Source organism: Gimesia algae, from assembly GCF_007746795.1.
Classification (GTDB): domain Bacteria; phylum Planctomycetota; class Planctomycetia; order Planctomycetales; family Planctomycetaceae; genus Gimesia; species Gimesia algae.
Genome location: NZ_CP036343.1, coordinates 7405700 through 7432430 on the forward strand (window position 1 = coordinate 7405700; position 26731 = coordinate 7432430).

16 protein-coding genes are annotated in these 26731 nt (G+C 50.7%); 1 reads left to right on the forward strand and 15 read right to left on the reverse strand.

Features of this window, described 5'->3' with window-relative positions; genetic code table 11:
• Positions 1-126 precede the first annotated feature (126 nt).
• The 3 genes from Pan161_RS28040 to Pan161_RS28050 all read right to left on the reverse strand — a co-directional run bounded on the left by Pan161_RS28040 (position 127) and on the right by Pan161_RS28050 (position 8441).
• Positions 127-5934 carry a right-handed parallel beta-helix repeat-containing protein gene (locus tag Pan161_RS28040; protein ID WP_145232030.1) on the reverse strand — a complete coding sequence of 1936 codons (5808 nt, stop codon included), beginning with the start codon at positions 5932-5934 and terminating at the stop codon, positions 127-129.
• Positions 5935-6067: 133 nt separating this feature from the next.
• A complete protein-coding gene (locus Pan161_RS28045) occupies positions 6068-7156 on the reverse strand; it encodes a choice-of-anchor Q domain-containing protein (RefSeq protein ID WP_145232031.1) in 1089 nt (362 codons plus the stop codon).
• 607 nt (positions 7157-7763) lie between these two features.
• Positions 7764-8441 (reverse strand): hypothetical protein, encoded by a 678-nt coding sequence (locus Pan161_RS28050; RefSeq protein ID WP_145232032.1) that lies wholly within the window; start codon positions 8439-8441, stop codon positions 7764-7766.
• 988 nt (positions 8442-9429) lie between these two features.
• Between Pan161_RS28050 and Pan161_RS28055 the strand changes: the two genes are divergently transcribed.
• The gene (locus Pan161_RS28055) at positions 9430-10194 is read left to right on the forward strand and encodes a TerC family protein (RefSeq protein ID WP_145232033.1); all 765 of its coding nucleotides are present in this window, start codon (positions 9430-9432) and stop codon (positions 10192-10194) included.
• A 31-nt stretch (positions 10195-10225) separates the two neighbouring features.
• Here the strand turns inward: Pan161_RS28055 and Pan161_RS28060 are convergent, their stop codons facing one another.
• From Pan161_RS28060 to Pan161_RS28115, 12 genes are all read right to left on the reverse strand, one after another.
• Positions 10226-11266, reverse strand: a complete 1041-nt coding sequence (locus Pan161_RS28060) for a ThuA domain-containing protein (protein ID WP_232103530.1) — start codon at positions 11264-11266, stop codon at positions 10226-10228.
• 216 nt (positions 11267-11482) lie between these two features.
• Positions 11483-12010: a peroxiredoxin gene (locus Pan161_RS28065; RefSeq protein WP_145232034.1), complete on the reverse strand. Its 528-nt coding sequence runs from the start codon at positions 12008-12010 to the stop codon at positions 11483-11485.
• 101 nt (positions 12011-12111) lie between these two features.
• Entirely contained in the window at positions 12112-13329 is a 1218-nt protein-coding gene (locus tag Pan161_RS28070) for an NHL repeat-containing protein (protein ID WP_145232035.1), read from the reverse strand.
• Between the two features lie 85 nt (positions 13330-13414).
• Complete coding sequence (locus Pan161_RS28075; RefSeq protein ID WP_145232036.1) at positions 13415-14452, reverse strand: cytochrome-c peroxidase; 1038 nt, start codon at positions 14450-14452, stop codon at positions 13415-13417.
• 249 nt (positions 14453-14701) lie between these two features.
• Complete coding sequence (locus Pan161_RS28080) at positions 14702-16384, reverse strand: hypothetical protein (RefSeq protein ID WP_145232037.1); 1683 nt, start codon at positions 16382-16384, stop codon at positions 14702-14704.
• Positions 16385-16473: 89 nt separating this feature from the next.
• Complete coding sequence (locus Pan161_RS28085; protein ID WP_145232038.1) at positions 16474-18216, reverse strand: YfhO family protein; 1743 nt, start codon at positions 18214-18216, stop codon at positions 16474-16476.
• 82 nt (positions 18217-18298) lie between these two features.
• A complete protein-coding gene (locus Pan161_RS28090) occupies positions 18299-19999 on the reverse strand; it encodes a hypothetical protein (protein WP_232103531.1) in 1701 nt (566 codons plus the stop codon).
• Positions 20000-20071: 72 nt separating this feature from the next.
• Positions 20072-21763 (reverse strand): hypothetical protein, encoded by a 1692-nt coding sequence (locus Pan161_RS28095; protein ID WP_145232039.1) that lies wholly within the window; start codon positions 21761-21763, stop codon positions 20072-20074.
• Between the two features lie 51 nt (positions 21764-21814).
• Positions 21815-23551 carry a hypothetical protein gene (locus Pan161_RS28100; protein WP_145232040.1) on the reverse strand — a complete coding sequence of 579 codons (1737 nt, stop codon included), beginning with the start codon at positions 23549-23551 and terminating at the stop codon, positions 21815-21817.
• Positions 23552-23602: 51 nt separating this feature from the next.
• Positions 23603-25255, reverse strand: coding sequence for a hypothetical protein (locus tag Pan161_RS28105; RefSeq protein WP_145232041.1), 1653 nt, complete (start codon positions 25253-25255; stop codon positions 23603-23605).
• A gap of 5 nt (positions 25256-25260) precedes the next feature.
• Positions 25261-26166, reverse strand: a complete 906-nt coding sequence (locus Pan161_RS28110; protein ID WP_145232042.1) for an ABC transporter ATP-binding protein — start codon at positions 26164-26166, stop codon at positions 25261-25263.
• Positions 26163-26561 carry a GntR family transcriptional regulator gene (locus Pan161_RS28115; protein ID WP_145232043.1) on the reverse strand — a complete coding sequence of 133 codons (399 nt, stop codon included), beginning with the start codon at positions 26559-26561 and terminating at the stop codon, positions 26163-26165. The genes Pan161_RS28110 and Pan161_RS28115 overlap by 4 nt, the downstream gene beginning before the upstream one ends.
• Positions 26562-26731: the final 170 nt, after the last annotated feature.

Sequence of the window (26731 nt, forward strand, 5' to 3'; positions counted from 1 at the left end):
TGAACGCAGACGGTGATCGAACTTCTCTACTCGTTCGAAACCCGATTCTAACGCATACGCGCCTGGTAAGCGAATATGGATTATATATGACAGCCCGAATCTACCTGTGTTGATCAAAGCTGAGCTTTAAAACGCGGTGAATTCCTGGTCTGCAGTCAGGTCAGCAAAGAACGCATCGGCCTCAGATTCCCAGTCCGCCAGACGTCGTTCGCCGGGGACCAGACTCTCCTGCATGACGCCATCGTCAGCGTGTTCGTAGCCCAGCAGGTGTCCCAGTTCATGCAGGATCACGGTCCTGAGATCGATCTTCCCGAGAGCATTCATGTTTCCAAAAGGCGCTGAAACCAGAGTATAAGGCCCTGTAGCATAGAATTCACTATTGTCGTCGGGGGTGTTATCCACAAACCAGCCATAGCCGGCGGCATTGACGTCGATATAGATTGTACCTTGGACAGTATTGCTTAACACGCCCTCAGGAAGATCAACGATCTCGATATCGACCTGCGCCAGTTTTTCATTTTCTGCTGGTGTCAGCTGCGGATCGAGAGACTCAACGACGCTGTTCAATGTGGTCTCCGCTGATGCCTGTTCGACGGGCCGGGCATTCAACTGTGGTAACAGCGTGGGCTCGACTGTTAAATGTCTGTTCCAGGTATCGGGGAAACCTTGAGAATAATTGACGTTAGATTGTCTGGCTTTACTCTTGCCGTAGTTGTTCACAAGTAGAATCAGATCTCGATAATTAACTCGATCATTCTGGTCATAGTCGGCGAACCAGGCATAGTCGGAATTTGCCTCACTGGGAGTCACCCCATAGACTCTGACCAGTTGGATCAGGTCACGGTAGTTGATCTTGTCGTCATCGTTGAGATCATAAGGATTCGCGAAGACCAGCGTTTCGGGCGCGGGGCCATGTACCTCTTGCGTGGCGATGCTGCCCACCAGCTGGACCTCGGTCTGGTGAACCGTGAACTCAGGACTTTTTGGAATCATGAGCTGACCTGTCAGATCGAGATCGATGCCATCGCTGGCCGTCGATTCAAACCGGATGCGGGCAAACAGTACTCGTTGATCATCTCCCACATCGGTCAGACTGGTTTCGGCAGACAGATTTTCAATGACCCCGGCAAGGTCATTGATCGTCCCAGTCTGATGGACCGTAAAAGCAGCCCCATATTCGATCGCCGTTGCTGTGGTGATTGTGGTGTTGTAACTCAGGTTCATAGCTGCAGACAACACTCCCAGATCATTCGCAGTGGGTGTGCTGATCCAGATTTCGAGCCAGTAACCGCTCCATTCATCGATCCAGGTCAGGTTGTCCGGAAGAGTGGTTTGCTCTCCATTACTTTGAGTGGTCGTCTTTTCGTCGACCATCCGCAACTCAATCTGGGCGAACGTGTGTTGAACTTCGAAGGCACCGATATCGATGGTCTCACCTGCGATGCGTTCAAATCCGGCACCGCGCTGGTCCTCCGTGATGGCTCTGCGATTGATGATCAACGGGTTCGTGTCATCCAGAGCACTATTGTTGCCGCCGTTGATGGCTGCACTTCCTGGTAGAAGCGCATGTGTTTTTGTAACGCCACCATTGTCTCTCAAAACGGGATCGAGCAAACCTGCCACGCTGTCCTGGACGATGCTGTTTGTTTTTTTGACATGGTATATAACTTGCGGGGTCGAAGCAGCCGTATTCCCGGCAACAATCGAATTGGTGATCGTCCCATACAGACCGGGAAACGCATAGATACCGCCCCCGATCCTGGAGGCGGCGTTTCCAGTCAAAGTGGAATTAATGATCTCCCAGTCATAACTCAAATGATCAAAGGCGATGCCACCGCCGACCACGAGAGCAGTATTTCCGGAGAGGGTGCTGTTTTGCAGCACCAGGGATCCCTGAGAATAAATCCCGCCTCCCCAGGACTTCGCGGAATTCTTTTCGAACAGGCTGTTCTGGATCGTCAGGTTATCAGAATAATCGCTGATGGCTCCTCCGTATAAGCTTGCCGAATTATTGAAGAAGGTAGACCCGGTCAGCAGTAAATTATAAGCCCTTAAATAGAGCGCCCCTCCAAAACTCGCACTGTTCTCCGAGAAGTGACTGTCTTCAATGAAAGCAGTGTAATAGGAACGATACAGAGAGAGCCCCGACGAAAAATACACGGCTCCACCGGCGGAGGTGGTCGTATTACCCTGGAAGGTACAGTCCGCAATGCTCAATTCCGTAAAGACAGGAGGAAACGTCGATGAAATCTGATGATAAATTGCACCGCCTGTACTCGAACTGTTTTGTGTGAAGTCAGTTTCACCGACAGTTAAGACCCCCTCATTGATGAATATCCCCCCGCCTAAGGTATCACTGCTGTTTTCTGTAAACGTGCTGGCAGAAACAGTCAGGTCACCATTTTGAGCAACGATCGCTCCTCCCGCATAGGACGTTTGATTTTCTGTAAAATCACATCCCGTGATCGACAGTAAACCCTCGGTACTGTAAATGGCGCCGCCATACCAGTCTGCGCTGTTGCGGACAAAAGTGCTGTTCGTCACTGTCAGATCACCGGCACTGTAGATGGCCCCGCCGTAGCTGCCGCTGTAAAGCGGACCATTTAAAACGCTGGCCTGATTGTCTGCAAACACGACATCGGAAATGGACAATGTTTCCAGACTGTGAATGGCGCCTCCACTTGAGTAGTTGGCGAACCCGTTGGTCAGTGTGAAATCGCTCAACTCTACACTGATGGAAGTCTCAGCATCCCCGTCATCAATCCGAAAGAGACGGCGGGTCCCGTCGCTGCTGAGAGTCAGGTGTGCGGCCCCGTGGCCGATGATGGTGACGTCATCGGTAACCACCAGCTCATTGTAAATCATGAGCGTCTGATCAAAGAGACTGGCATCAAAGGCGATGATATCCGTGGTGGGAGATTCATTTGACAGCTTGATCGCTTCCCGCAAAGACAAGTTGCCGGCAGAATAGTTGCCGTCGTCGGTATCCGTGGCTGAGTCAACGAGAAAATGTAAGGACTCTGATTCGAAAGCACCGATGTCAACAATCCCATCAAATATTCTTGGGAAACCGGTTCCTCGTTGATCATGAATGAGCCCCACGTTTGTAGCTGCGGAATTGTCACCGGCATTAATTGCAGCGCTAAGAGGTAATAATGCATGTGTTTTCGTAGGGCCACCATTGTCTCTCAACACCGGGTCCAGCAAGCCTTCGATGCTGTCCTGGATAATGTTGTTGGTGTCACTTCGCAGGGATAAATTTTGCGGTCGGCCATCTTCAGTCGGATTTCCTGCGATGATACTGTTCTTGATCGTAACCGAAACCCAGGTGCCACTGATACCACCTAAATAAGTCGCTGAATTTCCCGTAATCGTACTGTTGTTAATGACAACTGCCCCAGGTCCCATATTGAGCGTGTAGATGGCACCGCTGGTTTTTGCACTGTTCCCGGAAATTGTTGTGTTGACGATGTCGACGTTACCACAATTCGTGAAAAAGCCACCGCCACAATTGGTTGCCTGATTTTCCCATAACGTGCAGTTGAGGATCAGGAGATCACCTCCACATTCAAAATCGAAAAAACTGCCATTGGCGATTCCGGCACCATACAGTCTCGCAGAGTTATGATCGAAGGAACTATTCTGAACTGTTAATTCAGTCCAGAGGTTGCCTATGCCTCCGCCTGACCGGTCCGAAATATTGCCGGTAAAGGTGCAATGGTCTACAAACGCCTGTCCGAAATCAAATAAGATTCCGGCCCCATTGCCATCGGTCACATTTTCTGAAAAGGTACTGTTCGTCACATTTGCAGTGAAAGTGTAATTTGAATAAGGTGCATCGAAAAAGATTCCGCCTCCTCGATCGGCGCTATTATTTGAAAAGGTGCTGCCTGAGACCGTCAGCAGCGTTTCCAAAGCATAGATCCCACCGCCGTTAAACGCTGAATTTTCAGTGAATATAGATCCCATAACAGTCAGGGAGCCTGCGGCACTATAAATACCCCCGCCTCCATTAAAGATATTCATCGCTGCCTGGTTTTTAGATATTGTGCTGTCGGTGATTGTGAGGTTTTCATAATTGAGAATTGCCCCGCCACTGTCTGCGAATCCGTTTGTCAGAGTCAGGCCGCTCATTTCCACCGTAATCCTGGTTTCAGAATCTCCATCATCAAGATTAAAAATACGGTTTGTATTATTGCCGCTGATCGTGAGTTGATCCGCTCCCAGGCCGATGATGGTGATATTGTCCGAAATCAACAACTCACTGTTTAAAGCGATTGTCTGACCAGCGAGAGCAGACGCAAACGTGATCGTGTCAGCAGTCAAATAGGTATTTGACAGCTTAATCGCTTCCCGCAGTGATAAATGACCGGCTGAATAATCACCGTCATCCAGGTCGTCTGCCGTATCAACTACAAGTTCTAAAGGCTGAAATTCATAAGCACCGATATCAACGAAATCTCCATAGATTCGTTTGAAGACAAAACCTCGTTGATCTTGCGTTAATCCGGCTGTCAGGACAGCCGAATTATTGCCGGCATCAATGGCCGCACTTCCGGTCAGCAATGCGTGCGTTTCTGCAGGTCCCCCATTGTCTCGCAATACCGGATCCAGCAGCCCGTCAAGGCTTGACTGAATAATGTTATTAGATCCTGTATAACTGCCAGAAAACTGGTCCGATGTATTACCCGCCACGATACTGTTTTGAAGCAGGAAAGAACCTGATGTGTCATGTCTATAAATCCCGCCTCCTGAGAAATAGGTGGCTTCATTTCCGATGATCGTACTATTCACCACTGATACCGCAGTATTGACGAAGGTAAATAATGCCCCTCCCTGATGGCTGGCCTGATTATAAGAGAGAGTGCTGTTTTCAATGGATATCGAATCAGCGCCATTGTTGTTGATCGCACCACCTGAAAGAGCGGTATTTTCAGTGAAGGTCGAACTGGATACGTCCAGTGATCCCTTCCCCAGAATGTTAATGGCTCCACCGGCGCCTGCCTTGTTACTGAAAAAAGTGGACTCATTTATTGTCACATCGGCAACAATCAGTTGAATTCCCCCGCCCAGAGATTTCGCTTCATTCTCAGTAAACTGCGAGGCCGTCACTGTCAGATTGCCATTAAACGCATAGATGGCTCCGCCGTTCGCTTCGGAGTAATTCTCGATGAACTGACTCTGATCGATGTGCGCTGAGACCCCGCTGAAATAGATGGCGCCCCCGTATTCTCCGGTTGCATGATTCTGGGAAAAATGGCTTTCGTCGATGCTTAAGGATCCCTCGATACTGTAAATGGCTCCTCCAGAAAACGCATAGTTCGATTCGAAAGTTGTATTGGAAACCGAAACCTGATCTGCCTGACTGAAATAAATCCCGCCACCATACTGAGTGGCCGTATTCCCGGTCAGAGTCGAATCTACGATCGAAAGCATTTCCAGGTTATAAATCGCGCCTCCGTTCTCTGCAGAGCCATTCGTCAGAGTCAGACCACTGATTTCAACATTGATGTCCGAGCTAACGACCCCATCATCAATACGAAAAATCCGACTGTCCGCATTCCCATCCAGCGTCAGTTGATCCGCCCCCAGCCCGGTAATCGTCAGGTCATCAGTTATCTGCAGCTCCGTCGAGAGCACAATCGTCTCACCCGCGAGCGCAGCGTCAAACGAAATCGTATCCGCGCCGGCATTCGCGTTGGCTGCTTCAATTGCATCGCGGAGACTGCCTGCGCCGGAGTCATCCGAATTCACGACCGTGAACGCGGTCAGCAGCGTGCGGTCTTCCAGCGTCTCAATGAGATTGCGGGAGACCAGTGCCTGGGCAGACGGGGTCTGATTTCCAGAGTGCCGATCGCGGCGTAAGCGACGGGAGCGGGAACAACGGTTGCTGAGCTGGCGTTTTAGTGAGGTCAGCCAAAGAGAGTAAAGCATATAATAAAATCCGGTCAGGGATCTGGATGTGATCAGATCTATCGTATCAGTGTGAGATTTAGTAAACGAACTATTTTAAGTCTATTGTAACAGGGCTTGTGAATCAATTCGGTCAGGGAGGGTTAATTTCGGCTCAGAAGACAAGCAGTTCTGTTTCCTCAGTGAGGTCTGAGAAGAACTGATCGGCGTCATCTTCAGCAGAGAAATCGCGATCTGTGGACGTTGGAATTTTCAGGAGATCAGCTTCTGTTTCGTCTCGGCTGCCGACCAGGGAATCCAGGTCATTCAGTATGCCTGTTTCATTGTCCGCTTGATTGACAACCGGGCCGCCGGGCAAGTCAATCAATGCCAGTTGGCTGTCATACGCGAAATCATGGTTCGAGGGGAGATTTAAAGCAGCAAAGAAATTGTCTGGCTGCACGTAGTAGTCGAATTGCAGGTCGCCCTGTACCAGATCGTTGAAGGCCGGAATGTCGCTGGCAGGTTCCGGATTGACCACTGACGCCCGGGAATGACGGCCTCGTTCCCCGTCTGTCGATTCTGTCATGTTCGCGTGAAACTGAATGCGGGCAAACAGTGTATACCGATCATCGCCGACATCGGTGCGAGATGTTTCTGCCGAGAGATTTTCTATCGTCCCGGTATCCTGATTGATGGTTCCCGACTGATTTTGCGCGAAGGCACCGCCATACTCGATACTGACGGCGGTCGCGGCTGAGGTGTTGTAATGCAAATTGAAGCCGGCAGACTGAATTCCCGGATTGGTCGAAGCGGGAGTATTGAGCCAGATTTCGAGCCAGTAATTCCCGGTCTCGTCCAGCCAGATCCGGTTTTCGTGCAGCTGTTCCTGTTCGCCGTTGTTGAGTTTGCGCGAGTTCGAATTAGCAAACCGGAAATCAACCTGGGTGAAGGGGGCCTGCACTTCCAGTGCCCCGATATCGATGGTTCCCTCTTTGATGCGCTGCGAACCCTCGCCGCGCTGGTCTGTGGTAAGTCCCGCTTCTGAGGCTGCCTGATTGCTGCCCGCATCAATGGCCACGCTGCCTGGCAGTAAGGCGTGCGTCTTTGTAGGGCCGCCGTTGTCTCTGAGTATCGGATCCAGCAAGCCTTCAAGAATGTGCTGGATAATATTCGTATTATCAGTAAAACTACCACTGATCTGTTGGGAAATTAATGCTGTATTCCCGGCAATGATACTGTTCGTGATTAAGTTCTGGGACACCAGATGTGAATCTGCAAAAATGCCCCCTCCCGAAGAGACAGCTGAATTTCTGGTGATGGTACTGTTTGTGATTTCGATAATAGTTAGTCTGTTGCGTATATCGTTCGCAAGATCATTCATTAACAGCCCTGTACTGGAGGGAGTCGTGTTTATGAATTCATCTGGGCCTGAATCCGTTAGATTAGATGTCGCCTGAGACACATTGACCAATGGGCCTATATATGGTTCTATAGCTGTGTCACAATTAAAGAAATAACTCAGCGGAAAAATAACTGGAGCGGTGTCAACTGTAAGTCCAGATTGAATGCCGCCGCCGGAGGTCCGCGCAGTGTTTCCTGAGACGGTACTATTCAGTAACTGCAATCGACCATTCAAGTGATAAACTCCACCACCTGAGTATGCAGTATTCTCTGAAAGTGTGCTTTCCCCGATGAAGAGATTACCAGAATTCGAAATGCCACCACCTGAGCCACTGGCGGAGTTACGTGTGAGAGTGCTGCTCAACACGCTTATCTTGCCGCCCGAATTGTAAATCCCGGCCCCCGACCGAGCTATGTTTCCGGATATTGTGCTGTTGATTATGACCACTTCGGGATCATGATCATTGTCATACACATTTTGTGAATCTATAAAGTAAGTAACCATATGATATGTAAGAAAAAGGTTCATAATAACGGTGAAAAATACCTCCCCCGGATCTGATCGCTTCATTTTCCGTGATCGTCATATCTGCCACTGAAAGAAACTCCGAATTATAAATCGCACCACCAAAATCGGCGTATCCATTCGTGAGCGTGAGACCACTGAGCTCAACAGTGATCGTTGTATTTCTGTCTCCATCATCGCTATTAAAAATACGGCTGTCACCGTTTCCGTCAAGAGTGAGCTGATCGGCCCCCAGGCCTGTGATGGTCAGGTCGTCTGAAATCAACAACTCATCTGTGAGCACAATCGTCTGTCCGGCGAGTGAAGCATTGAACGAGATCATGTCGGCACCGGCATTCGCGTTGGCCGGTTCTATCGCATCGCGGAGACTGCCTTCGCCTGAATCGTTCGCGTTGACCACTGTGAACGCGGTCAGCAGCATACGGTCTTCCAGCAACTCGACTGCATGGCGGGGAGTGGCGCGCGCGATGCAGGGGGTGCAGGCGTGTCGATTCCGGTGTTGTCTGATCCGCGCGCACTGTCTGAAACGGCTGCGGTACTGCTGCTGGAGAGTGGTTAACCAGTCGAATAGTAACATGGGGGATTGATTATCCGGCTGTGATTCGCGCTGTCGTAACAATTGGATACCTTCAGTCTAGTGCTCTGTCAAGCTACAAATTGAGGGATGGGGGTGTTGTTTACGTGCTCCGTTGTCGCACTCTCGTGATATCTATCAACCCAAATTTTAAGAATGACACTCCACCAGGAAGATGTATACTACTGTCATCTGGGGCAGATACAAAGAATACTTAAAGAAACTTGCCTGGGATTTATGGTGATTAATGTTCACATCCCACCCACACATTTCATTATAAATGCCTTGAAAACAAGGGGTTTACTGCTCATATCACTGCTGGCCGGTGTTTATCTGAGGGTCTGTCCTGACATTCGGGTAGAATCCACAGTATCTGCTGCGGCGGCCCCGCCTGATATTCAGATTGGTCTGACGCGGTTCGCGATACCTGTTCAAGGAGGTGACTTTGACGCAGATCGGAGCTTTGCTGTCGTGGTTTCTGGTTGAGGGATGTCTGAGCGGAAGCTCTGCCTTGCAATGTTTACGAATTGAAGATCCTCGCGATCGGCGTTCACCAGTCAAGGCGATAAGTCGCGATACCGGTGTGATACTGGCTGAAACTGTACCACTGCGAAACGAGGACGGAATGAACTGTGTCGACCCGCAGTTATTTGAACTGCTCATCGGGAACAGGTGGCAGAGACGGCTGGATCAATGGCGTTTTACCGGGGGACTTTTATGGTGCTCTGCCGCGCAGGTGCGAAATATTTCACTGCTCGTAGAACTGGACACGCGCGCGACACAGTTCAGCGCAGTTTCGAGAATCGCGGCGGCGAGTCAAGCTAAATATTTTAGACTGCTTTTATTCAGTGGTTTCGAGGAAGCAGCAGGAATGTGGCTCAGCCAGACTTATGGATTTTCAGGTAAACGGTGCGAATATCTGAAATTTCAGTCAGCCAAACTGTCATACCAGACGTTCTCCTGCTTTTCAGATTCGAGCGGATGTGTATAATCCGGTACGTGTTGAATTTCACTTTTATGGATTGGACTGAAAATGTTTGAATGGCTGGCCAGCCCGGAAGCCTGGATAGCGCTGGCGACACTGGCGTCGCTGGAGATCGTGCTGGGAATCGACAACATCATTTTCATCTCTATCCTGGTGGGCAGACTGCCGGAAAAAGAACGGGACCTGGCGCGATCGCTGGGACTGGGCCTGGCGATGGTGGCGCGGCTGGTTCTGCTGTTTTCGATCTCGTGGGTCATGGGGCTGACGGAGCCCTGGTTCTCTCTATTCGAGTGGGAATTCTCGGGACGGGATCTGATTCTGGTGGGAGGCGGCCTGTTTCTGCTGGCGAAAGCGACGCATGAAATTCATAACAGCCTGGAAGGTGGTGCGCATGCAGCAACAGCATCGAGCGCAGCGCAGGCCAGTTTTGGTTCGATACTGGTACAGATCGGCGTGCTGGACATCGTGTTTTCGCTGGATTCGGTGATCACTGCGGTCGGGTTGTCGGACCATGTTTCACTGATGGCAGTCGCGATTGTGCTGTCTGTCCTCGTGATGCTGTTTGCTGCCAGGCCGATCGGCGATTTCGTGGATGACCATCCGACGATTAAAATTCTGGCGCTGTCGTTTCTGATCATGGTTGGCGTAACACTGATGGTGGAAGGCTTCGGCGTACATGTGCCCAAAGGGTATATCTATTTCGCGATGGCGTTTTCTGTGGCCGTCGAAATGCTGAATCTGCGGATGCGAAAAAATCAGACCAAACCCGTGCAATTGCATAAACCGATCAGCGAGAGTGACGCCAGTGATTGACTTCACTCTCGCCTGAAAAGTTATCATTGGCTCAGGGTTTTTGCACGGTCGGTTCGTGATCGTTCCATTTGACGTTGGGGATTGGCTGTGTGACTTCACCCGTCGCCGCCCATTCGGTGCCCCGCTGCAAAGTGATCTGGAATCCGGTTCCCTGCAAAGCAGTGACGTCATGGCCTAGAGTGGTATGAAACACGCGACCTTTACCGTAATCGATGGTCATCATGATCGGTTCATGTTCGCCGGTGCCCCGCTGATCGAGTTCGGAATAAGCGGTCGCCAGGATGCTGACATTTTTGGCAGGACCTCGCAGTTTGCCGTAAACTTCGTCAGCGGGATGCATCCACTCCTGGGGGAGTCCTTTCACAATAGGATGCTCGGGCTTACGGACTTTGACAACAACGGGAATCCGTGTGCCGTGTGTACCTCCGCGACCAGCGGTGGTATCTTCGACCCATTCCCCTTCGCGGAGACGCAGCATGGGGCCTGAGTTTTCATCGCGGCCCCCCCAGCCTCCGACGGCGATCATTTCGTTGTAAGCGGGCCAGTCGGAGAATGCGTTGTCGGCGGCGTGCACGACGACGAAGCTGCCTCCCTCGCTGATATACTTTTCGAACGACTGTTTGACTTCTTCGGGCCAGCTTTCGCCGTTGTAGTTACTGACGATCACATCGTACTTACTGAAATCGGGCCGCCACGCTTTCCATTGTTCAGGCGATTCCTGTTTGATGCGGGCGACTGTTTCTTCCCAGCGTTTGAGTTGCTCGACATCGTATTTCTCCTGATCTTTACCGGTCGGTACGCGAGGCTTGCGGGGGATGCCTTCGGGAGTCGTAGAGACCTCCACTTTGAAGCGGCCCGAGTTTTCGAGGATCTTTTTGAGGACCGGCGTCGTCATCTGCCATTGATGGTTGTTCTGACCGTCAATGAGCAGGACCGATAGTTTATCCTGCTGACCCTGGCTCTGGGACTGCTGTTCTTTCTGATCGGCCTGGTTGGAATCCAGACAGGAGACCGAGCAGCAGGCGAGTAAACAGAGTAACGATAATCGGACAAAAAGGGCTGAGCACTTCAACGGATTTCTCCTCGGTTGGATCGGATGCGAATCAGGTTCTGATCATTTTAAGGTAGCAGCAGACAGGCCGAAAGTCACGAAAAATGACGTGATGTATTTCAGATTCACACTCAAACCGCCGGGTTCTATCGACTTATCACCATCGGGCGATAAAAAAAGCAGGAGCCCCGGATGGGAGTCTCCTGCTTAAATTTCGTTTGACGAATGAAAGACGGCTTAGAGAGTATTTTCGCCTTTTTTCCAGTTACAGGGAACGTTTTCGCCTGTCTGGAGTGCGTCGAGAACACGCAGCACTTCTTCAACGTTTCGTCCGACGCTCAGACCGTGAATGGCCAGCCATGAACAGACACCGGTCGGATCGATCAGGAAGATACCACGCAGGGCGATTCCGGCATCTTCTTTGAGCACGCCGTAATCGCGGGAAAGTTTATGAGTGCCATCAGCCAGCATGGGGTATTTCAGATCAGCCAGTTGAGGATCAGCGTCGCACCAGCCTTTGTGGGAGTACTTGCTGTCGGTGCTGGCAGTCAGGACCTGGCAGTTGCGTGATTCAAATTCACCGAGAGAGTCATTGAATGCAATCAACTCTGTAGGACAGACGAACGTGAAGTCCAGCGGATAGAAGAACAGGCAAACCCACTTGCCTTTGAAGTCTTCCAGTTTGTAGTCCTTGAATGAATCAGAGGCGCGATCGTAACCCTGCAGTGCAAAATCAGGAGCGGGTTGCATAACTTGAACTGTCATTAGTCTTTACTTACCTTCAAAATATTGGTGATAAAAATATTGTTTTCAACAGAACGCGGGTTGAGTGAATATCACAGCAACCCGCATTGTGAGCGTCCGTTTTAGAGACCAGCCTTGATGACTGCCAGTGAACCGGGAGATTTTTCAGCATCTTTCCCCTGAGTTCCAAAGACGGTCAGATACAGGTTGCCTTCTTTGTCAAAGGCGATGGCGGCTGGCTTGTCGAGTGAGATCACTTTTTCAGCGGTCACTTTATCGCCGTCGATTTTCAGTTCGAACAGCCCCCCTTTAGTAGCGTCGACCCAGGAGAAATCAGTGGCGTACAGTTTCTTGGTTTTAGGGCTGTAAGCCAGACCAGCGATGTCGCTCAGTCCGGTTTTCAGGCTCTTGGTGAGTTTGCCCGTTTTGGGATCGTAGAACGTCAGCAGGCTATCGCCGGCGACATTGACTTCACCCATCTGGCCGATGACCAGTTCTTTTCCATCAAGAGAAAATGTGATGGCAACGGGAGCATCAACGTTGGTTGCTTCTTTGGTGGCGATGCTGGGTTCCAGCGGACCGGCTTTACCGTCTTTGATCACCGACTTGGCAACCCAGCCTTTGGTGTCATCACCATTACAAGTGATAAAGATTGCTCCACCACCCACGGCAACGCCGTAGAAGTTACCTTCGCCTTTGGCAGATTTGTCGCCCGCTTTGATGGGGCCCAGAGTCTGCACGGCAGTGTCTTCTTTGACCCATTTTTCCAGAGGCTTGTCGCCGACTTTGTAGATACGAACCAGTTCTTCTGCATCGGGACGACTGCCGTCACCTACGACGAGATGATCTTTATCCATGAAAGCAACGCCCAAAGGTCCGATGTTGTATTTGGGACCTTTTCCGTAGACGTCCGTCGGGTAACCGGCGATTTCCAGATCGACGGTTTTACCTTTGGCGTCATAGCGATACACGCCATAGCGGCTGGCAACGAAGACGTGACCTGTGCCATCCTGAACAGCGATACCACTGGGGCTTTCAAGGTTAGTTACCAGAGTCTTTACAGTGACAGCAGGCTTTTTAGGCTCTTCCTTCTTGGGTTCTTCTTTTTTAGGCTCTTCCTTTTTAGGGGCAGGCTTAGTCTCTTTTTTAGGAGATTCTTTTTTGGGCTCCTCTTTTTTAGGAGCATCTTTTTTGGGTTCTTCCTTTTTGACTTCTTTCTTCTCATCGCCTTTTTTGTCACCTTTTTCATCGGCGGCCAGGTAAGAACTTCCGAGCATCAGGCAGGCTGCGGTCAGGCAGTATGCGGTTGCTTTCAAGATTTGTTGTAAATTCCACTGCATGGTGTTCATCTTCCTTTGAAAAGGGGATTTTCAATTAGTTTTGCGTCTCGTCTTCATGCATGAGACATCCGCCGAGAGTGTTGATTCAGGGTAGCTCAGGTTCTTTATGCTCAGGATAATTCGAACTGGATAAACCTTCTTTCATGAAGGTCACCAGGTCATCCACTTCCTGAGGGGTTAAATTCAGTTTGAAGATTTCTTCATCGAGAAACTCGTTGGGAATACCACCTTTATTATAGTGATCTACAACTTCTTTCAAAGTCTTCAGGCTGCCATCGTGCATATAAGGAGCAGATCGGGCGATATCACGCACGGTCGGGGTTTTGAAGCTGCCATGATCTCCCCCCAGATTACTGATGGTTTTGCGTCCGGCGTCCGGTTCTTTTGCATCCATGCCCACGCCGACATTATGAAAAGCGTGGTCAGTAAATGTGGGACCGGAATGACACGAGCTACAGGCAGCCTTTCCAAAAAACAGCTGCATGCCCCGTTGTGCAGATTCCGAGAGGGCTTTCTTGTCGCCCGCTTTAAAGCGATCGTAGGGAGCATCGCCACATAAAATCGTACGCTCATAAGTGGCGATGGCTTTCGCGACGGTTTCTTCAGTCGCATCAGAGCCAAAGATTTTCTGGAACTGTTTTTTATAGCCGGGGATGGCGTTGATCCGTTCGATGGCTTCTTTGGTCGTTAAATTCATTTCGATGGGATTCGCAATCGGTCCCAGCGCCTGTTCTTCCAGAGATCCGGCGCGGCCGTCCCAGAAATGAAACTTGTTGTAGGCAGCGTTGATCACCGTGGGGGAGTTGCGGCCTCCCTTCTGGCCTTTGAAGCCGGTCGCAAACTGGTCGGCGTTGCTGTAACCTTTAGTCGGCGAATGACAGCTGGCACAGGAAATGGTATTGTCCCGCGAGAGCCGTTTGTCAAAATACAGCTGTTTGCCCAACGCGATTTTTTCGACAGTGGGCGGGTTGTCTTCCGGAAATTCGATCGGAGGCAGACCGAGGGGAACCTTGATGACCGGTTCTTCAGCCTGGCTCAGGGAACCAGTGAAACCGGCAACCAGCGTGATCACGATCCCTGCTGACAGGATCCGCGCAAATTTCTGATAGGTTGCAGACGCCATGAATTCTCCTCAATTGAACGACTCAGATAGCTGATACAGGTCGACAGGATGCCGTATGCTTGCATACACTTTCAGAATTGTGCACGCTGACTCATCAGCTCTGAAACAGGTAAGCTGCCTTAACTGTTTATTTTTAGTTGCTGAGCTCAGGACTGCAAGTCACTATCGAGAGGGAATTGCTTTGAAAGTAAGAATTTCACAGGATTTAGGGTGGCACGCTCATGTTGTAATCGCTTGGGAATGACGGAGTTACCGATGCCGGTTCCACGAGAGCGCCAGTGGTATCGTGGCAAGGGGCGCAAAAGCAAGCGCAAACAACGAGAGGAAAAAGACGTACAGACAGAAAGTCAGAACCTCTGCCGGCCCCGTCGGTGCAGGAAATTTCAGCCAGATCGCAGCCAGAGAACCGACCAGCCACAGTCCGCCGACGATCGCTGCCGTTGATACTTTCGTCAATCCCCTGCGACAGGCGGTGACAAAAGCGGTCACCACGCCGACAAAGATCAGGAACGCCAGCGCCAGGAAAAACGCCATTTGGTAATAGAGATTGTTGGGGGAATGGGAAACTCGATCGGTTGAATTGACAATGAAGACAAACAGACCGAAGCAGCCAATAATACTGCCGATCACCAGATAATAAAACCAGGAGCGTCCGGTCCAGAGTACGGAACTCACATTCGCAGCAATCGTCCAGAAACAGGCCAGAGAATACGCGGTGTAAACGAACCAGTAGAGTAGCACTCTGGAGGTTACAATCGAAGCCTGGTCTCCCTGAAGCATGCCGGGGGCGACGAATACCAGCATATTCAACATCAATCCCGCCTGTATCAGCAGACTTGCATAGAGTACTGTTTTGACCAGGTTTCCGAACAATGCGACCACGAAGTCACGGTCTGATAACGGAGTGACCGCCAGAAAGCCTTTCATTTCCGTTCTGCCCGGTCCGCATGTTCCTTCGCCGGCAACAAGCCCGACTACAAGCGCAGCAATGATCGAAAACATCAAATAGATTTGCATAAAGCCTTCGGTCATATTAATCGGATGTGAACCGTTGGCGTTTCGCAGGACCGTATTGAGAACCAGAACGGCGACACCAAACATTCCTCCACCCATGATGACCGCGCGCTGACAGCTGTCGCGCCAGTGCAGACGGGCGAGTGCCGCCCGGTGTGAATCTAACGTCGTAAGACTGCTGGAGCTTGCACCAGTCGTCAGGCTGTCCCACCAGTTGCGGGTCTGTGTCCATTGTGGACTGGGTAAAGCAGTACCGGAACGGAGACTGGAAAAAGCGCGTGTTCCCTGATACCAGGCGGCCAGACTCACCAGTTGCATCAACGCGAATTCGCCGAGCGTCACATGACTCCAGGGAACGGCATCCGCTTTGAATCCATCGGGAAAGTAGCGTGACAGGAACCACCAGAACAGCGCCACGATAATTCCCATACTCAAAATGATGCGTGTATAACTGGGCGCATTCAGAGTCCAGAAAATCGCGTGTCCCGTCAGAACCAGAGTAACCAGAAACAGCACTGGACCTAAAACGGGCCAGTAATCGGAGAGCCAGCGTTCATCAAAAAACAGAGCCCGGTAGGCACCATTCGTTGCCAGTTGTAAGACAACCACCAGCCCCACCATCGCCAGCATCAACCAGGTGGCAATGGCCCGGGAAGAGATCGGTAAGCCGCGACAAAACGTCTGACAACCTGCCAGGGCCCGCACGGTGATACTGAGAAAAAGAACCCAGGAAATCCCCAGATAAGTAAAGTGCAGGCTAAACATTTCCTGGTCATTATAAGGAATGCGATACCCCTGCAAATGCATCAGAATTCTGATCATCAGAGGCACGATCACGAGCGTAGCCACGCCGATTGAAGCGCCCGGCCAGGCACGTTTACAAAAACTTTTTGTCGTCGCAATCAAGGCGGATGACATCAGAAGTACCTCAGTTCTATTTAACCAGACACACCGAACATCAGTGTTGCCTTTTCCACATTTAAAAACCAAATCTCATTCAAGTGAGACTACCGATGCCGGTTCCATGACAGTGCCAGAGGAATCGTGGCAAACGGCGCGAGGACCAGGGCACCCAGGGCTGAAAAAACACAAAACTCCCCACACATCGTCCGAAACGGGTAATGTGGAGCCATGCTCAGCAAAGTCACCAGCACTCCCATGACAGCAAATGACCAGAGCAAACCCGCCCCAAGGAACCGGGCTTTTGAGATCAATTGCCTGCGACGGGCAGCCATGTAGGCGGCGAGAGTGCCTCCCAGAATCAGAAAATATAAAATCAGCAACATGCTGATGATGACCCATTCCGCCAGATACTGACGAGGAAAAAATGCTTCCAGCAAGCTAATCATCATGCTGTAGAAAAACAGACCACCAAAGCAGACTCCGATCGCAGAGACGATAAACCAGGTACGTCCTGTCCAGAGTACGGAAACTATATTCGCAGCGATGATCCAGAATCCGATCAATGTCACCAGCGTATGACACAAAAATCCATTTCCTCCGAATAAATACAACAGCATATCACTCAAGCTGTTTGATCCATTCCCCAGAAAACCGGTTACCTGCAGTACGCTCAACGTGTCTACTCCATAAAGTACTGCAGTGACGATCAGACTCAGCAGCAGAGCCGATTGAACGATCAGAATGGACCAGCCCAACACTTTGACCATGTTCGAGAACAGTGTGGCATTAAAATCAGGATCCGTCACCGGAGCCATTGCCAGACAGCGTTTCATTTCCGTGCGTCCCGTGCTGCAAATCCCCAGCCCCAATATCGCTCCTGCAGTGACAGCAGCGGCCAAGGTGAGAATAGTTGACATGGCTACAAAACCTTCCAAGACATCTCGCAGAGCTGTCGGCTCTGAATTGAGCCGTGTCCCAATCAAAAGGTTGAACATCAACAACAACAGGCCGAATACTCCTCCCCCGACAATAACAGACTGCTGACACGAATCGCGCCAATGCAAACGGGACAGCGATGATCGCGGCGAGAAGGGAACCACTGACTGCTCGGGAATCGCTCCGGTGAGCAGCGCATTCCACCAGACCTTCATCCTTTCCCAGGCAGGGCTGGGAACCGCGGTACCGGCACGGACCTCTGCAAAGGCACGTGTCCCCTGATACCAGGCCGCGAGGCAGGTCAGTTGCATGGTCACAAGCTCACCCAGCGTCACGCGACTCCAGGGAACGATATCTGACTTGAATCCGTTCGGGTAATACCGGGAAACAAACCAGACCAGCATTCCCATCGTCAAAGAGACTCCCAGAAATGTTTTAGTAAAGCTGGGAGCATGCATGCTCCAGAACAGGCAATGTCCCACCAGAATCAGGGTAACCAGAAATAAGAGCGGTCCCAATAAAGGCCAATAATTGGTAAGCCAGTGCTCATCAAAAAACAGCAGCCGATAGAGACCATTGGTCAGTAGTTGCAGCACCACCACGAACCCCGCCATTGCCAGCATCAGCCAGGTGGCAATGGAAGCAGAAGAAACCGGCAGACCCAGACAGTATTTTTCGCTGCCAGAGAATGCATGCAGACAGACACCCAGAAAAAAGACCCAGGAGACCCCCAGATAGGCAAAATGAAAGTCAAAGTAATTCTGCTCCATCTGATCCGATTGTAATCCGTTGAACTTTAAAATAAGCACAATCGACAGGGGTCCCATCACCAGCGCCCCGACGGCGAGAACCGCGCCGAACCAGGCACGTTTACAAAACTGTTTGGTGGTCGCATAAAAGATGGATGACATCAGTGGTACCTCATTTTTCAACGAATTTCATGGCTTAAGACAAGCCTTTTTTTCTTAGCAGAGTGATCCTGTTTCAGTTGAATTACCGATGCCGGTTCCACGTCAGCGCCAGTGGAATCGTCGCGAACGGAGCCAGGACCAAAGCACACAGCGACGCGCAGAACAGTAATAACCCCCAATTGACACTGCGATAGTATTGAAAGCGTTCCAGCATCCAGGTCAGAGCTCCGACAAGGCTTGTGAGCCAGAATACCAGCGCCACGATCGCGACTGTCTGTGAGATCAGTTTCCGGCGGAGGGCCGTTATATAAGCGGCGATGGTTCCACCACAAATCAACAGAGGCGGTAACAACAGCAGCACGATTGTCATGTAGTGATAGAGCATCGAATTACGAAACAGAGTATCTCCGAGATTCATCAGAATGATATAAAAGACTATCCCCCCGAAGAAGACGCCGATCGCCGTAAAATAAAACCAGGAACGACCGGTCCAGAAGACAGAAATCATATTGGCCGCGATGACCCAGAAACCGATGACCAGTAAAAACACAGGTAATATCGAACTTCCTCCCCGAATGACCGAAGAGAACAACACCTGAAATACCTCAGCTCCATGCCAGATCCCGGCGATGATCAGGCTGAGCGTGAGCGCAACGACGATACCCATAAATGTCAGTCCCAGTGTTTTGAGCAGATTGCGGAACAGGGTCGAATTCAGATCGCGATCGACAAGCGGCGCTTTGGCAAGGAACTGCTTCATTTCAGTTCGTCCGCTACCCGTGGTCCCCTCTCCCATGAGGACGGCAACGATAATGGCTGCAATCAGACCAAACAACATTGAGGAAATCGAAAAAACTTCTACCAGTTGACTGAAATTATTCTGGTTGGTTCGGGAGGGATCAAAGTTGGCGATGACCAGCACATTGATCACCAGCATGGTCAGTCCAAATCCCACTCCGGCAAGTAACGCCGCCCGCTGACAGGAATCGCGCCAATGCAATCGGGCCAGAGCCGCTTTCCGCGAGAGAGGCACAATCGGCTGCTCTGGGATGGAACCCGTCAGTAACCCCTTCCACCAGACCTGAAGCTGTTCCCACTGGGGGCTGGGCAGCGCTGTCCCATTCCGCACATGGGCAAAGGCACGGGTCCCCTGGTACCAGGCAGCGACGCCGAGGCTCTGCATCAGAATAAATTCACCCAGCGTGACGGTACGCCAGGGTACGATTTCCTCGTTATATCCATTGGGGAAGTAGCGGGAAATAAACCACCAGAACAGCGCGACTACCACGGCTGACCAGAAAATGCATTTTGTCAGGCTGGGTGCGTGCAGGCTCCAGTAAGCGGCGTGTCCCACCAGGATCAAGGTCACCATAAACAACAGTGGTCCCAATAGAGGCCAGTAGTCCGCCAGCCAGCGATCGTCGAAAAACAGAACGCGATACAGACCATTGGTCACCAGTTGTAATGCGACCACCAGCCCCACCATCGAGAGCATCATCCAGGTGGCAATCGAAGTCGAAGAGACAGGCAGACCCAGACAGAATTTCTCACTGCCGGTGAGCGCTTGCAGACAGACACCAATAAAAAAAATGTATGAAACACCCAGGTAAGCAAAATGGTAATCAAACACATTCTGCTCAAGATGTTCGAGACGCAATCCCTGCACTTGCATGATAATCCGGGAGATCAGGGGTCCCAGCACCAGGGCTCCCACCGCCAGCAATGCTCCGAGCCTGGCACGTTTACAGTAATTTCGGGTCGTCATTAAGAAGGCAGATGACATCAGGGACACCTCTTTATTTCATTAAGCCTCAAACCAACAAACCACACACATCTCATTCCATTCAGAAAACAGTCAGCGATGACGATTCCAGGAGATCGCTAAAGGAATCGTGGCGAAGGGCGCGAAGATCAACGCCAACAGAACCGTCAATCCTAAAAAACCGATCCAGTGATCCGGCATTGTCGGCTGTTGAGACATCCAGAGCTCGAACAGAACCAGTCCAGTCAGGCTGAAATACAATGCCACTTGTCTGGTTCGCTTTTGAATTAAACAACGTTTGCTGGCATCCAGGTAAGCGCCGATGGTGGCACTGATGATCACCAGCGAATAAACCAGGAAAATGATTGTTCCGAATGCCTGCAACGCTCGATAGCTCCCAGTGGCTTGCAGTATTTGCTCGATTATCACGTAAGCAATATTGCCCACGATCACAACGCCCACAACCGTATTGCAGAGCCACTGGCGGCCGGTCCAGCAGAGTGAGAGTAAATTCGCAGCCAGAATCCAGAACCCAATCATCGCGACACTGGAATAAATCAGATTTTGCTGGAGCCATTCATTCAAGTCATATTTTGTGTGAAATATCTCTGTCCCCTGTATCATCAAAAAACCAGCGTAACTGAGCAGCAGCGCCAGTTGAATCAGGGCCATTACAAGCAGGAGCGTTTTCGCCATATTCCCGAACATCGTCGCGGACAACTCCCTGTCCGACAGCGGCGTCATCGCCAGAAAGCGATTCATTTCCGTATTACCGGTTCCGGCGAGGCTGCCTGCCAGCATAATCACCACACCAATCGCCGCGATGCCGGAGAGCACCAGCGTTGTGATCTGAAATGTTCCCGAAAGCTCCAGCAGGTGATTCAACTCAGGACTGCTGGAATCATACATCGCAACGGAAGCCAGATTCACAATCAGGACTGCGACACCAAATAAAACCCCGCCCACAATGACGGCCCGCTGACAGGAGCCACTCCAGTGCAGGCGTGCGAGTGTCATTCTCCGTGAAAGCGGAACCGACATCCGTTCGGGAATCCTGCCGGTGATCAATGCGGTCCACCAGAGTTGCGCCTGATCCCACTGTGGCGACGGCGTTGCGGCGCCATTACGAATGTTCGCAAAAGCGCGAACTCCCCCCAGCCAGGCAACCAGACTGACCAACTGCAGCGTGACGAATTCCCCCAGCGTCACATGGCTCCAGGGAACGATTCCTCTGACAAAACCGTTTGGATAATAACGGGCGACGAACCAGAAAAACAGCAACCCAAAAGCCGTCCCCCAGCCTGCGACTTTCAGAAAACCGGGCGCGTGCATACTCCAGAAACAGTGATAACCGACCATCACCAGCGTGCAAAGAAACAACAGCGGCCCCAACACGGGCCAATAGTCGGCGAGCCAGTGTTCGTCAAAAAACACCAGCCGATACAGGCCATTCGTGACCAGGCTGAGCAGGACCACGATCCCCACTGAGGAAAACATCAGACCGCTGGCGATCCGGGCGGAGGAAAGCGGCAGGCCTCGAATCATCAGCTGCGAACCATGTAGCGCATGCAGACAGACGGCAATAAAGGTCACCCAGGAGGCAGCCAGAAACGAAAAGTGAAAATGAAACGGTTTCACACTGCCGGAGTCTGTCGGCCCCTCCAGAAGGTAGATCAGTTCACGCAACGAGAGCGGCCCGAGCACGAGCAGACAAACCGCCAGCACCGCCGCCAGCCAGGCGCGTTTCGTAAATGTTTTTGTAACGACAAAGAGCAGATGTGTCATAATTTCACCGCACACTCATTGATCCAGATTTACAATTGAAAAAGCCATATATCACCGATGCCGATTCCACGACACAGCCAGCGGAATTGTCGCGCAAGGAGTGACCAGTAAAGTCAGAAGTACGAAAACAAAAAATCGCATACTGTTAATTCCCGCTGCACGAAAGAAGAAATTTGAATTCCAGATACGGTAAAACACGGAATCATATTCATCACCCCTAAGAGAACTGCAGAACCATACTGCGGTCAGCAAAAACAAAACCGCCATCAGAACACCGGTTAATGTAATCAGTTTTTTTCGATATGCGATTAAATAAGCGACAACTGTCCCTGCTAATATAAAAGTGGAGAGCATCATGGCCAATCCGTAAAGCAAGCCGGTAATGGATTCAGATTGAATGCAGGCACCGATCAGAATTAAGGCAAAACACAATCCGCCAAACAGGGAAAGCACAGTTAAATAGAACCAGGTACGCCCCGTCCAGAAAATCGATACCATGGTGGAAGAGACACCCCATAAAATTGTCGCCGAGAGAAACAGAAAAGACACTGACTGTTCTGGCATCCTGCTGACATAAGACTCTAAAAACAGCATATTCAATGGGGCTGCATTGAAATCAAAATAATGCAGTACGACGATATGACTGAGCAGACAACCCAGCACCAGACTGGTCCAGACCAGGCAGACCGTCTTGACTAAATTTCGCATCAAAATAGCAGAAAAATCTCGATCTGACAGCGGAACGGCACTCAGGTAACGTTTCAGTTCTATGCGGCCGGGTTTGTGAATCCCATCGCCCAGCAAAAACCCCATGAGCAGCGCCGCAAGTAAAATCAATGTATTGGTTACCACTGAGATGCTTTGGATATAACTCCAGAAAGCAGCCGTCTGACCGCCAGGCACATAAGACAGCTTGAATAACAGAAAACTCAGAAACACTCCCCCCGCGCCAAAATATAATCCCCCGATCATCACCGTACGGCGACAGGAATCGCGCCACTGCAATTGTGACAGCGAGCGTTGTTGCGAACTGAATTCTACCGGACGATCAATATGTATTCCCGATGAAAGGGTATTCCAACAGACCATCAGCTTCGACCACTGCAGGCTGGGTTCAGCCGTCCCCGCTCGAACTTTCTCAAATGCACGAGTTCCCTGGTACCAGGCCGCGATGTTAATAACCAGCAAGGTTGACCAGTCCAAAAGAGTGACATGATTCCAAGGCACAACCGGTTCTTGAAAACCGTTTGGAAAATAGCGTGAGGCAAACCACCAGCAAAGCGCAGCGACGAAACTGATACTGAAGAAACTCCCGGTTATACTGGGGGCAAACCTGCTCCAGAATAAAGAATGTCCTACCAGAACAAGTGTGACTAAAAACAATAATGGCCCCAGTAACGGCCAATATTCGCTCAGCCAGTTTTGATCGAAAAAGAAGACGCGATACAGCCCATTCGTAACCAGATTAAGGATCAATACCAGCCCGACCGTCAACAGGATCAAGCCGCTGACAATCGCAGTTGAAGAAACTGGCAATCGCAGCACGATTTTCTCACATCCCTGCAGGGCATGGACGCAAATTGCGATAAAAAAGATCCACGACAATCCCAGAAACGCAAAATGATACTGAAACGGATCAGTGGAGATACCATAAGCCCCCAGTTCTTTAATCGACATCAATCCACGAAAAACGAGCGGCACGAACACCAGCACGCTGACAGCCAGCACCGCCGCCAGCCAGGCGCGTTTCGTAAATGTTTTTGTAACGACAAAGAGCAAATGTGTCATAATTTCACCACAAACTCATTGATCCAGATTTATAATTGAAAAAGCCCTATATCACCGATGCCGATTCCACGAGACCGCCAGCGGGATCGTCGCGAAGGGGAGCACGGTGAATACCAGCAAGGATGATTGAAACAGCTTCGTAGGTAATTCGTTGTAGCTCCAGAAATTCCAGTAGAAGGCAGGAACGATTAGACAAAACAACGCTGCCAGCCAGATGACCTGCACACCGATCAGCCTGGCACGGTAAGCTTGAATGTAAGCGATTACAGTGGCAGACCAACTCAGTCCGACAAAGAGTAGCAGGAGAACAAAGCCGAACACTGGATAAAAAATACCAAATATTGAAGCAACTAATAATAGCGGAAGTAATAGAATCAGGTTCCCAGCGAAACACGTAGAATTAAGCCAAAACAAAGAGATACTATTTGCAACAAAGATCCAGTATGCCAGAAGAGCGTAACCGGCAGTGATTAACAATTCACTTTTTGATTCAAAGGTCACTACAGATTGCCAGCACTGTCTGATGACATCCGTCCCTTGTGATAGCACAAAGGCGATATAACTGCCTCCCAGTCCCAGAATCACCACAAACAATAAAGAAAGGATCACACATTTCAGAATACAACGTAGCAGGACAGCAGAGAGTTCCCGATCAGAAAGAGGCACGCCTGCCAGATAACCTTTCATTTGAGAGTAATTTCGCGTCGAAAGGGAATTGATCAAGCCCCCGAACAAGATCACGATAGCAGCCTGTATCGAAAATAATGCGGAAAGACCAAACATGGGGCTCATGTTAGGATCCAGTTCAACCTTCCCCTGACTCGCGTGATACAAGTAACTGGACAGATTGATAAAAAAAACAAGACAGCCCAACAAAGCGATGATCAGAGTCAACGTGCGACACGAGTCGAGCCAATACAGTCGTGACACCGCACTCCATGCAGAAGGAAAGCCAATGTTCTCTTTTCTCAAAGTCCGATGTTTGAAACTGCTCAAAAATGCTGTGACCCGTTCCCACATCCAGCTGTGCACTGTGGTTCCGCAGCGTACACTGGCAAAAGATCGCACCGCCACAATCCAGGCTATAACATTCACCAGTAACATCGTAGCCAACTCTGACAACGTCACTTGAGTCCAGGGAAACAGCGGGCCGTTTAACCCCTGCGGAAAGTAGCGGGTCAATAACCAGTACAGCATCCCCAGTCCAAATCCGCTCCAGAACAGAATCCGAATGAAACCGATTGGCTGCAAATTCCAGTAAGCGGAATGGACGACCATCACCAGCGTCATCAGGAACAGGGTCGGTCCTGTAACAGGCCAATATTCTCGCAGCCAGTTTTCATCAAAATACAACAGGCGGTAAAACACATTAGTCAGCAGATAGCAGACCAATGTGATACCCATGGTAGACAGGATCGGTCCGCTGACTATTTCTACCGACCGAACGGGCATTTGAGGCATCATTCTCTGTATCTGTTGCAATTCGCCAAAACATAAGCCCAGAAACAGGAACCACGAAACGCCGAGAAAGAGGAGATGTATCTCTGACGACTGATACAAAGCATACGGAAACAGGCCGAACACCACCCGGCACAATAACCCTAGAACCAATGGTGCCAGCACCAGAAATCCTGCCAGTACCAGCCCAATTGGCCAGAGTAATCGTAATGAATATTTTGTAACCCGTAACAGACCGTCTGTCATGGTTCTCAATCCTTCTCTAAAGCACGCTGTGCCGATTTCATGCGGGCGACGAATATTTCTTCCAGTGTCGGTGCGGTCTGATCCAGGATCTCGGCTTCCAGCTGTTCCAGCTCTGTTTCCAGTTCCTGTTTCTGACCGTTACAGACGATCTTCCACTCTCTGCCCGAGCCCGACCACATCAGTGCGCCGGTCAACTGCGGGAAATAAGGCTGCGGTTCCAGGAAGCGGATCGTCAACTGGTAATGCGAGACGAGCACTTCATCCAGTGGGCTTGTGAGTAACAGTTTGCCCTGATCGAGAATCGCGATGCGATCAGAGACGCGCTGCACTTCATCTAACAGATGCGAGGAAAACAGAACGGTCCGCCCTTCATCGACGACCGTACGAATGATGGCGTCCAGAATGTCTTTACGAACCACCGGATCCAGTCCGGACGACGGTTCGTCCAGCACGAGCAGCGGCGGTCGATGGGCCAGCGCAACGAGCAGGCCGGCCCGCGCCAGTTGGCCGCGTGACAGTGTCGGCACTTTCTGATTCAATGACAGCTCAAACATCATTCTCAGTTCTTCTGCGTAGACCGGATCCCATTTCGGATAGAAGGCCCGCGTGAATTCAATCAGTTCGCGTACCGTCATCCAGGCCGGGAGGTCGCGGTTTTCCGAGAGATGTCCGATCCTTCCCAATACGCCAGGCGGGTCAGCCACCGGGTCCAGACCAAATACGCGCACACTCCCCTGCTGCGGCTTCAAAAAGCCCAGCACATGTTTTAACAACGTGGTTTTGCCGGCTCCATTTTCGCCGACCAGTCCGAACACACAGCCTTCAGGCACAGACAGACTGACGTCGGACAACGCCTGTTTCTTGCCGAAGTGACGACTTAAATTGCTGACTTCAATGACATGTTCGCTCATTTTACGACCTCTTGATGTGAATCAAATTTCTGGCTCCGCTGACGGAGTAATTTCAACAGGGTCTCTTCATCTACGCCCAGTTGACGCGATTCGGTCAGCAGGGCATCCATGCGTTCGTTGAGGATGCGGCGTTTTTCTTTATTAGACAGGGGAGAAACGCCATTAGATATGAAAACTCCAGCGCCGCGCTTCGAGATCACGACACCCTCGGCTTCCAGCTCGCGATAGGCCCGCGCAACCGTATTGGGGGTAATCGTCAGCTGCTGCGCCAGCCCGCGGACGGACGGCAATTGCTCGTGGGCTTCGAGACGACCGGAGGCCACCAGAAACTTGACCTGGTTCACGACCTGCTGGTAATAAGGCGTGCCATCCGCTTCGGATAATTGAATCTGCATTGGAAAAACCTCATTTAGAATTGTATCAACACAGTAATACAATTTACAGACACTGTCAATCAAATTATTTGTTTATTCACCTCGGTGTTTTTTCACAAAATTTATTTATTCCGCAAATCACAGCCTCAGCAAATCGATGCTTGCGGAATCGGGCTGCTCACTCCAAAATG

Bases quoted from the DNA above. Each gene is read 5' to 3' on its own strand.
- Pan161_RS28040 (WP_145232030.1), bottom strand. From the start codon at position 5,934: ATGCTTTACTCTCTTTGGCTGACCTCACTAAAACGCCAGCTCAGCAAC.
- Pan161_RS28055 (WP_145232033.1), top strand. From the start codon at position 9,430: ATGTTTGAATGGCTGGCCAGCCCGGAAGCCTGGATAGCGCTGGCGACA.
- Pan161_RS28065 (WP_145232034.1), bottom strand. From the start codon at position 12,010: ATGACAGTTCAAGTTATGCAACCCGCTCCTGATTTTGCACTGCAGGGT.
- Pan161_RS28070 (WP_145232035.1), bottom strand. From the start codon at position 13,329: ATGCAGTGGAATTTACAACAAATCTTGAAAGCAACCGCATACTGCCTG.
- Pan161_RS28075 (WP_145232036.1), bottom strand. From the start codon at position 14,452: ATGGCGTCTGCAACCTATCAGAAATTTGCGCGGATCCTGTCAGCAGGG.
- Pan161_RS28080 (WP_145232037.1), bottom strand. From the start codon at position 16,384: ATGTCATCCGCCTTGATTGCGACGACAAAAAGTTTTTGTAAACGTGCC.
- Pan161_RS28085 (WP_145232038.1), bottom strand. From the start codon at position 18,216: ATGTCATCCATCTTTTATGCGACCACCAAACAGTTTTGTAAACGTGCC.
- Pan161_RS28090 (WP_232103531.1), bottom strand. From the start codon at position 19,999: ATGTCATCTGCCTTCTTAATGACGACCCGAAATTACTGTAAACGTGCC.
- Pan161_RS28095 (WP_145232039.1), bottom strand. From the start codon at position 21,763: ATGACACATCTGCTCTTTGTCGTTACAAAAACATTTACGAAACGCGCC.
- Pan161_RS28100 (WP_145232040.1), bottom strand. From the start codon at position 23,551: ATGACACATTTGCTCTTTGTCGTTACAAAAACATTTACGAAACGCGCC.
- Pan161_RS28105 (WP_145232041.1), bottom strand. From the start codon at position 25,255: ATGACAGACGGTCTGTTACGGGTTACAAAATATTCATTACGATTACTC.
- Pan161_RS28110 (WP_145232042.1), bottom strand. From the start codon at position 26,166: ATGAGCGAACATGTCATTGAAGTCAGCAATTTAAGTCGTCACTTCGGC.
- Pan161_RS28115 (WP_145232043.1), bottom strand. From the start codon at position 26,561: ATGCAGATTCAATTATCCGAAGCGGATGGCACGCCTTATTACCAGCAG.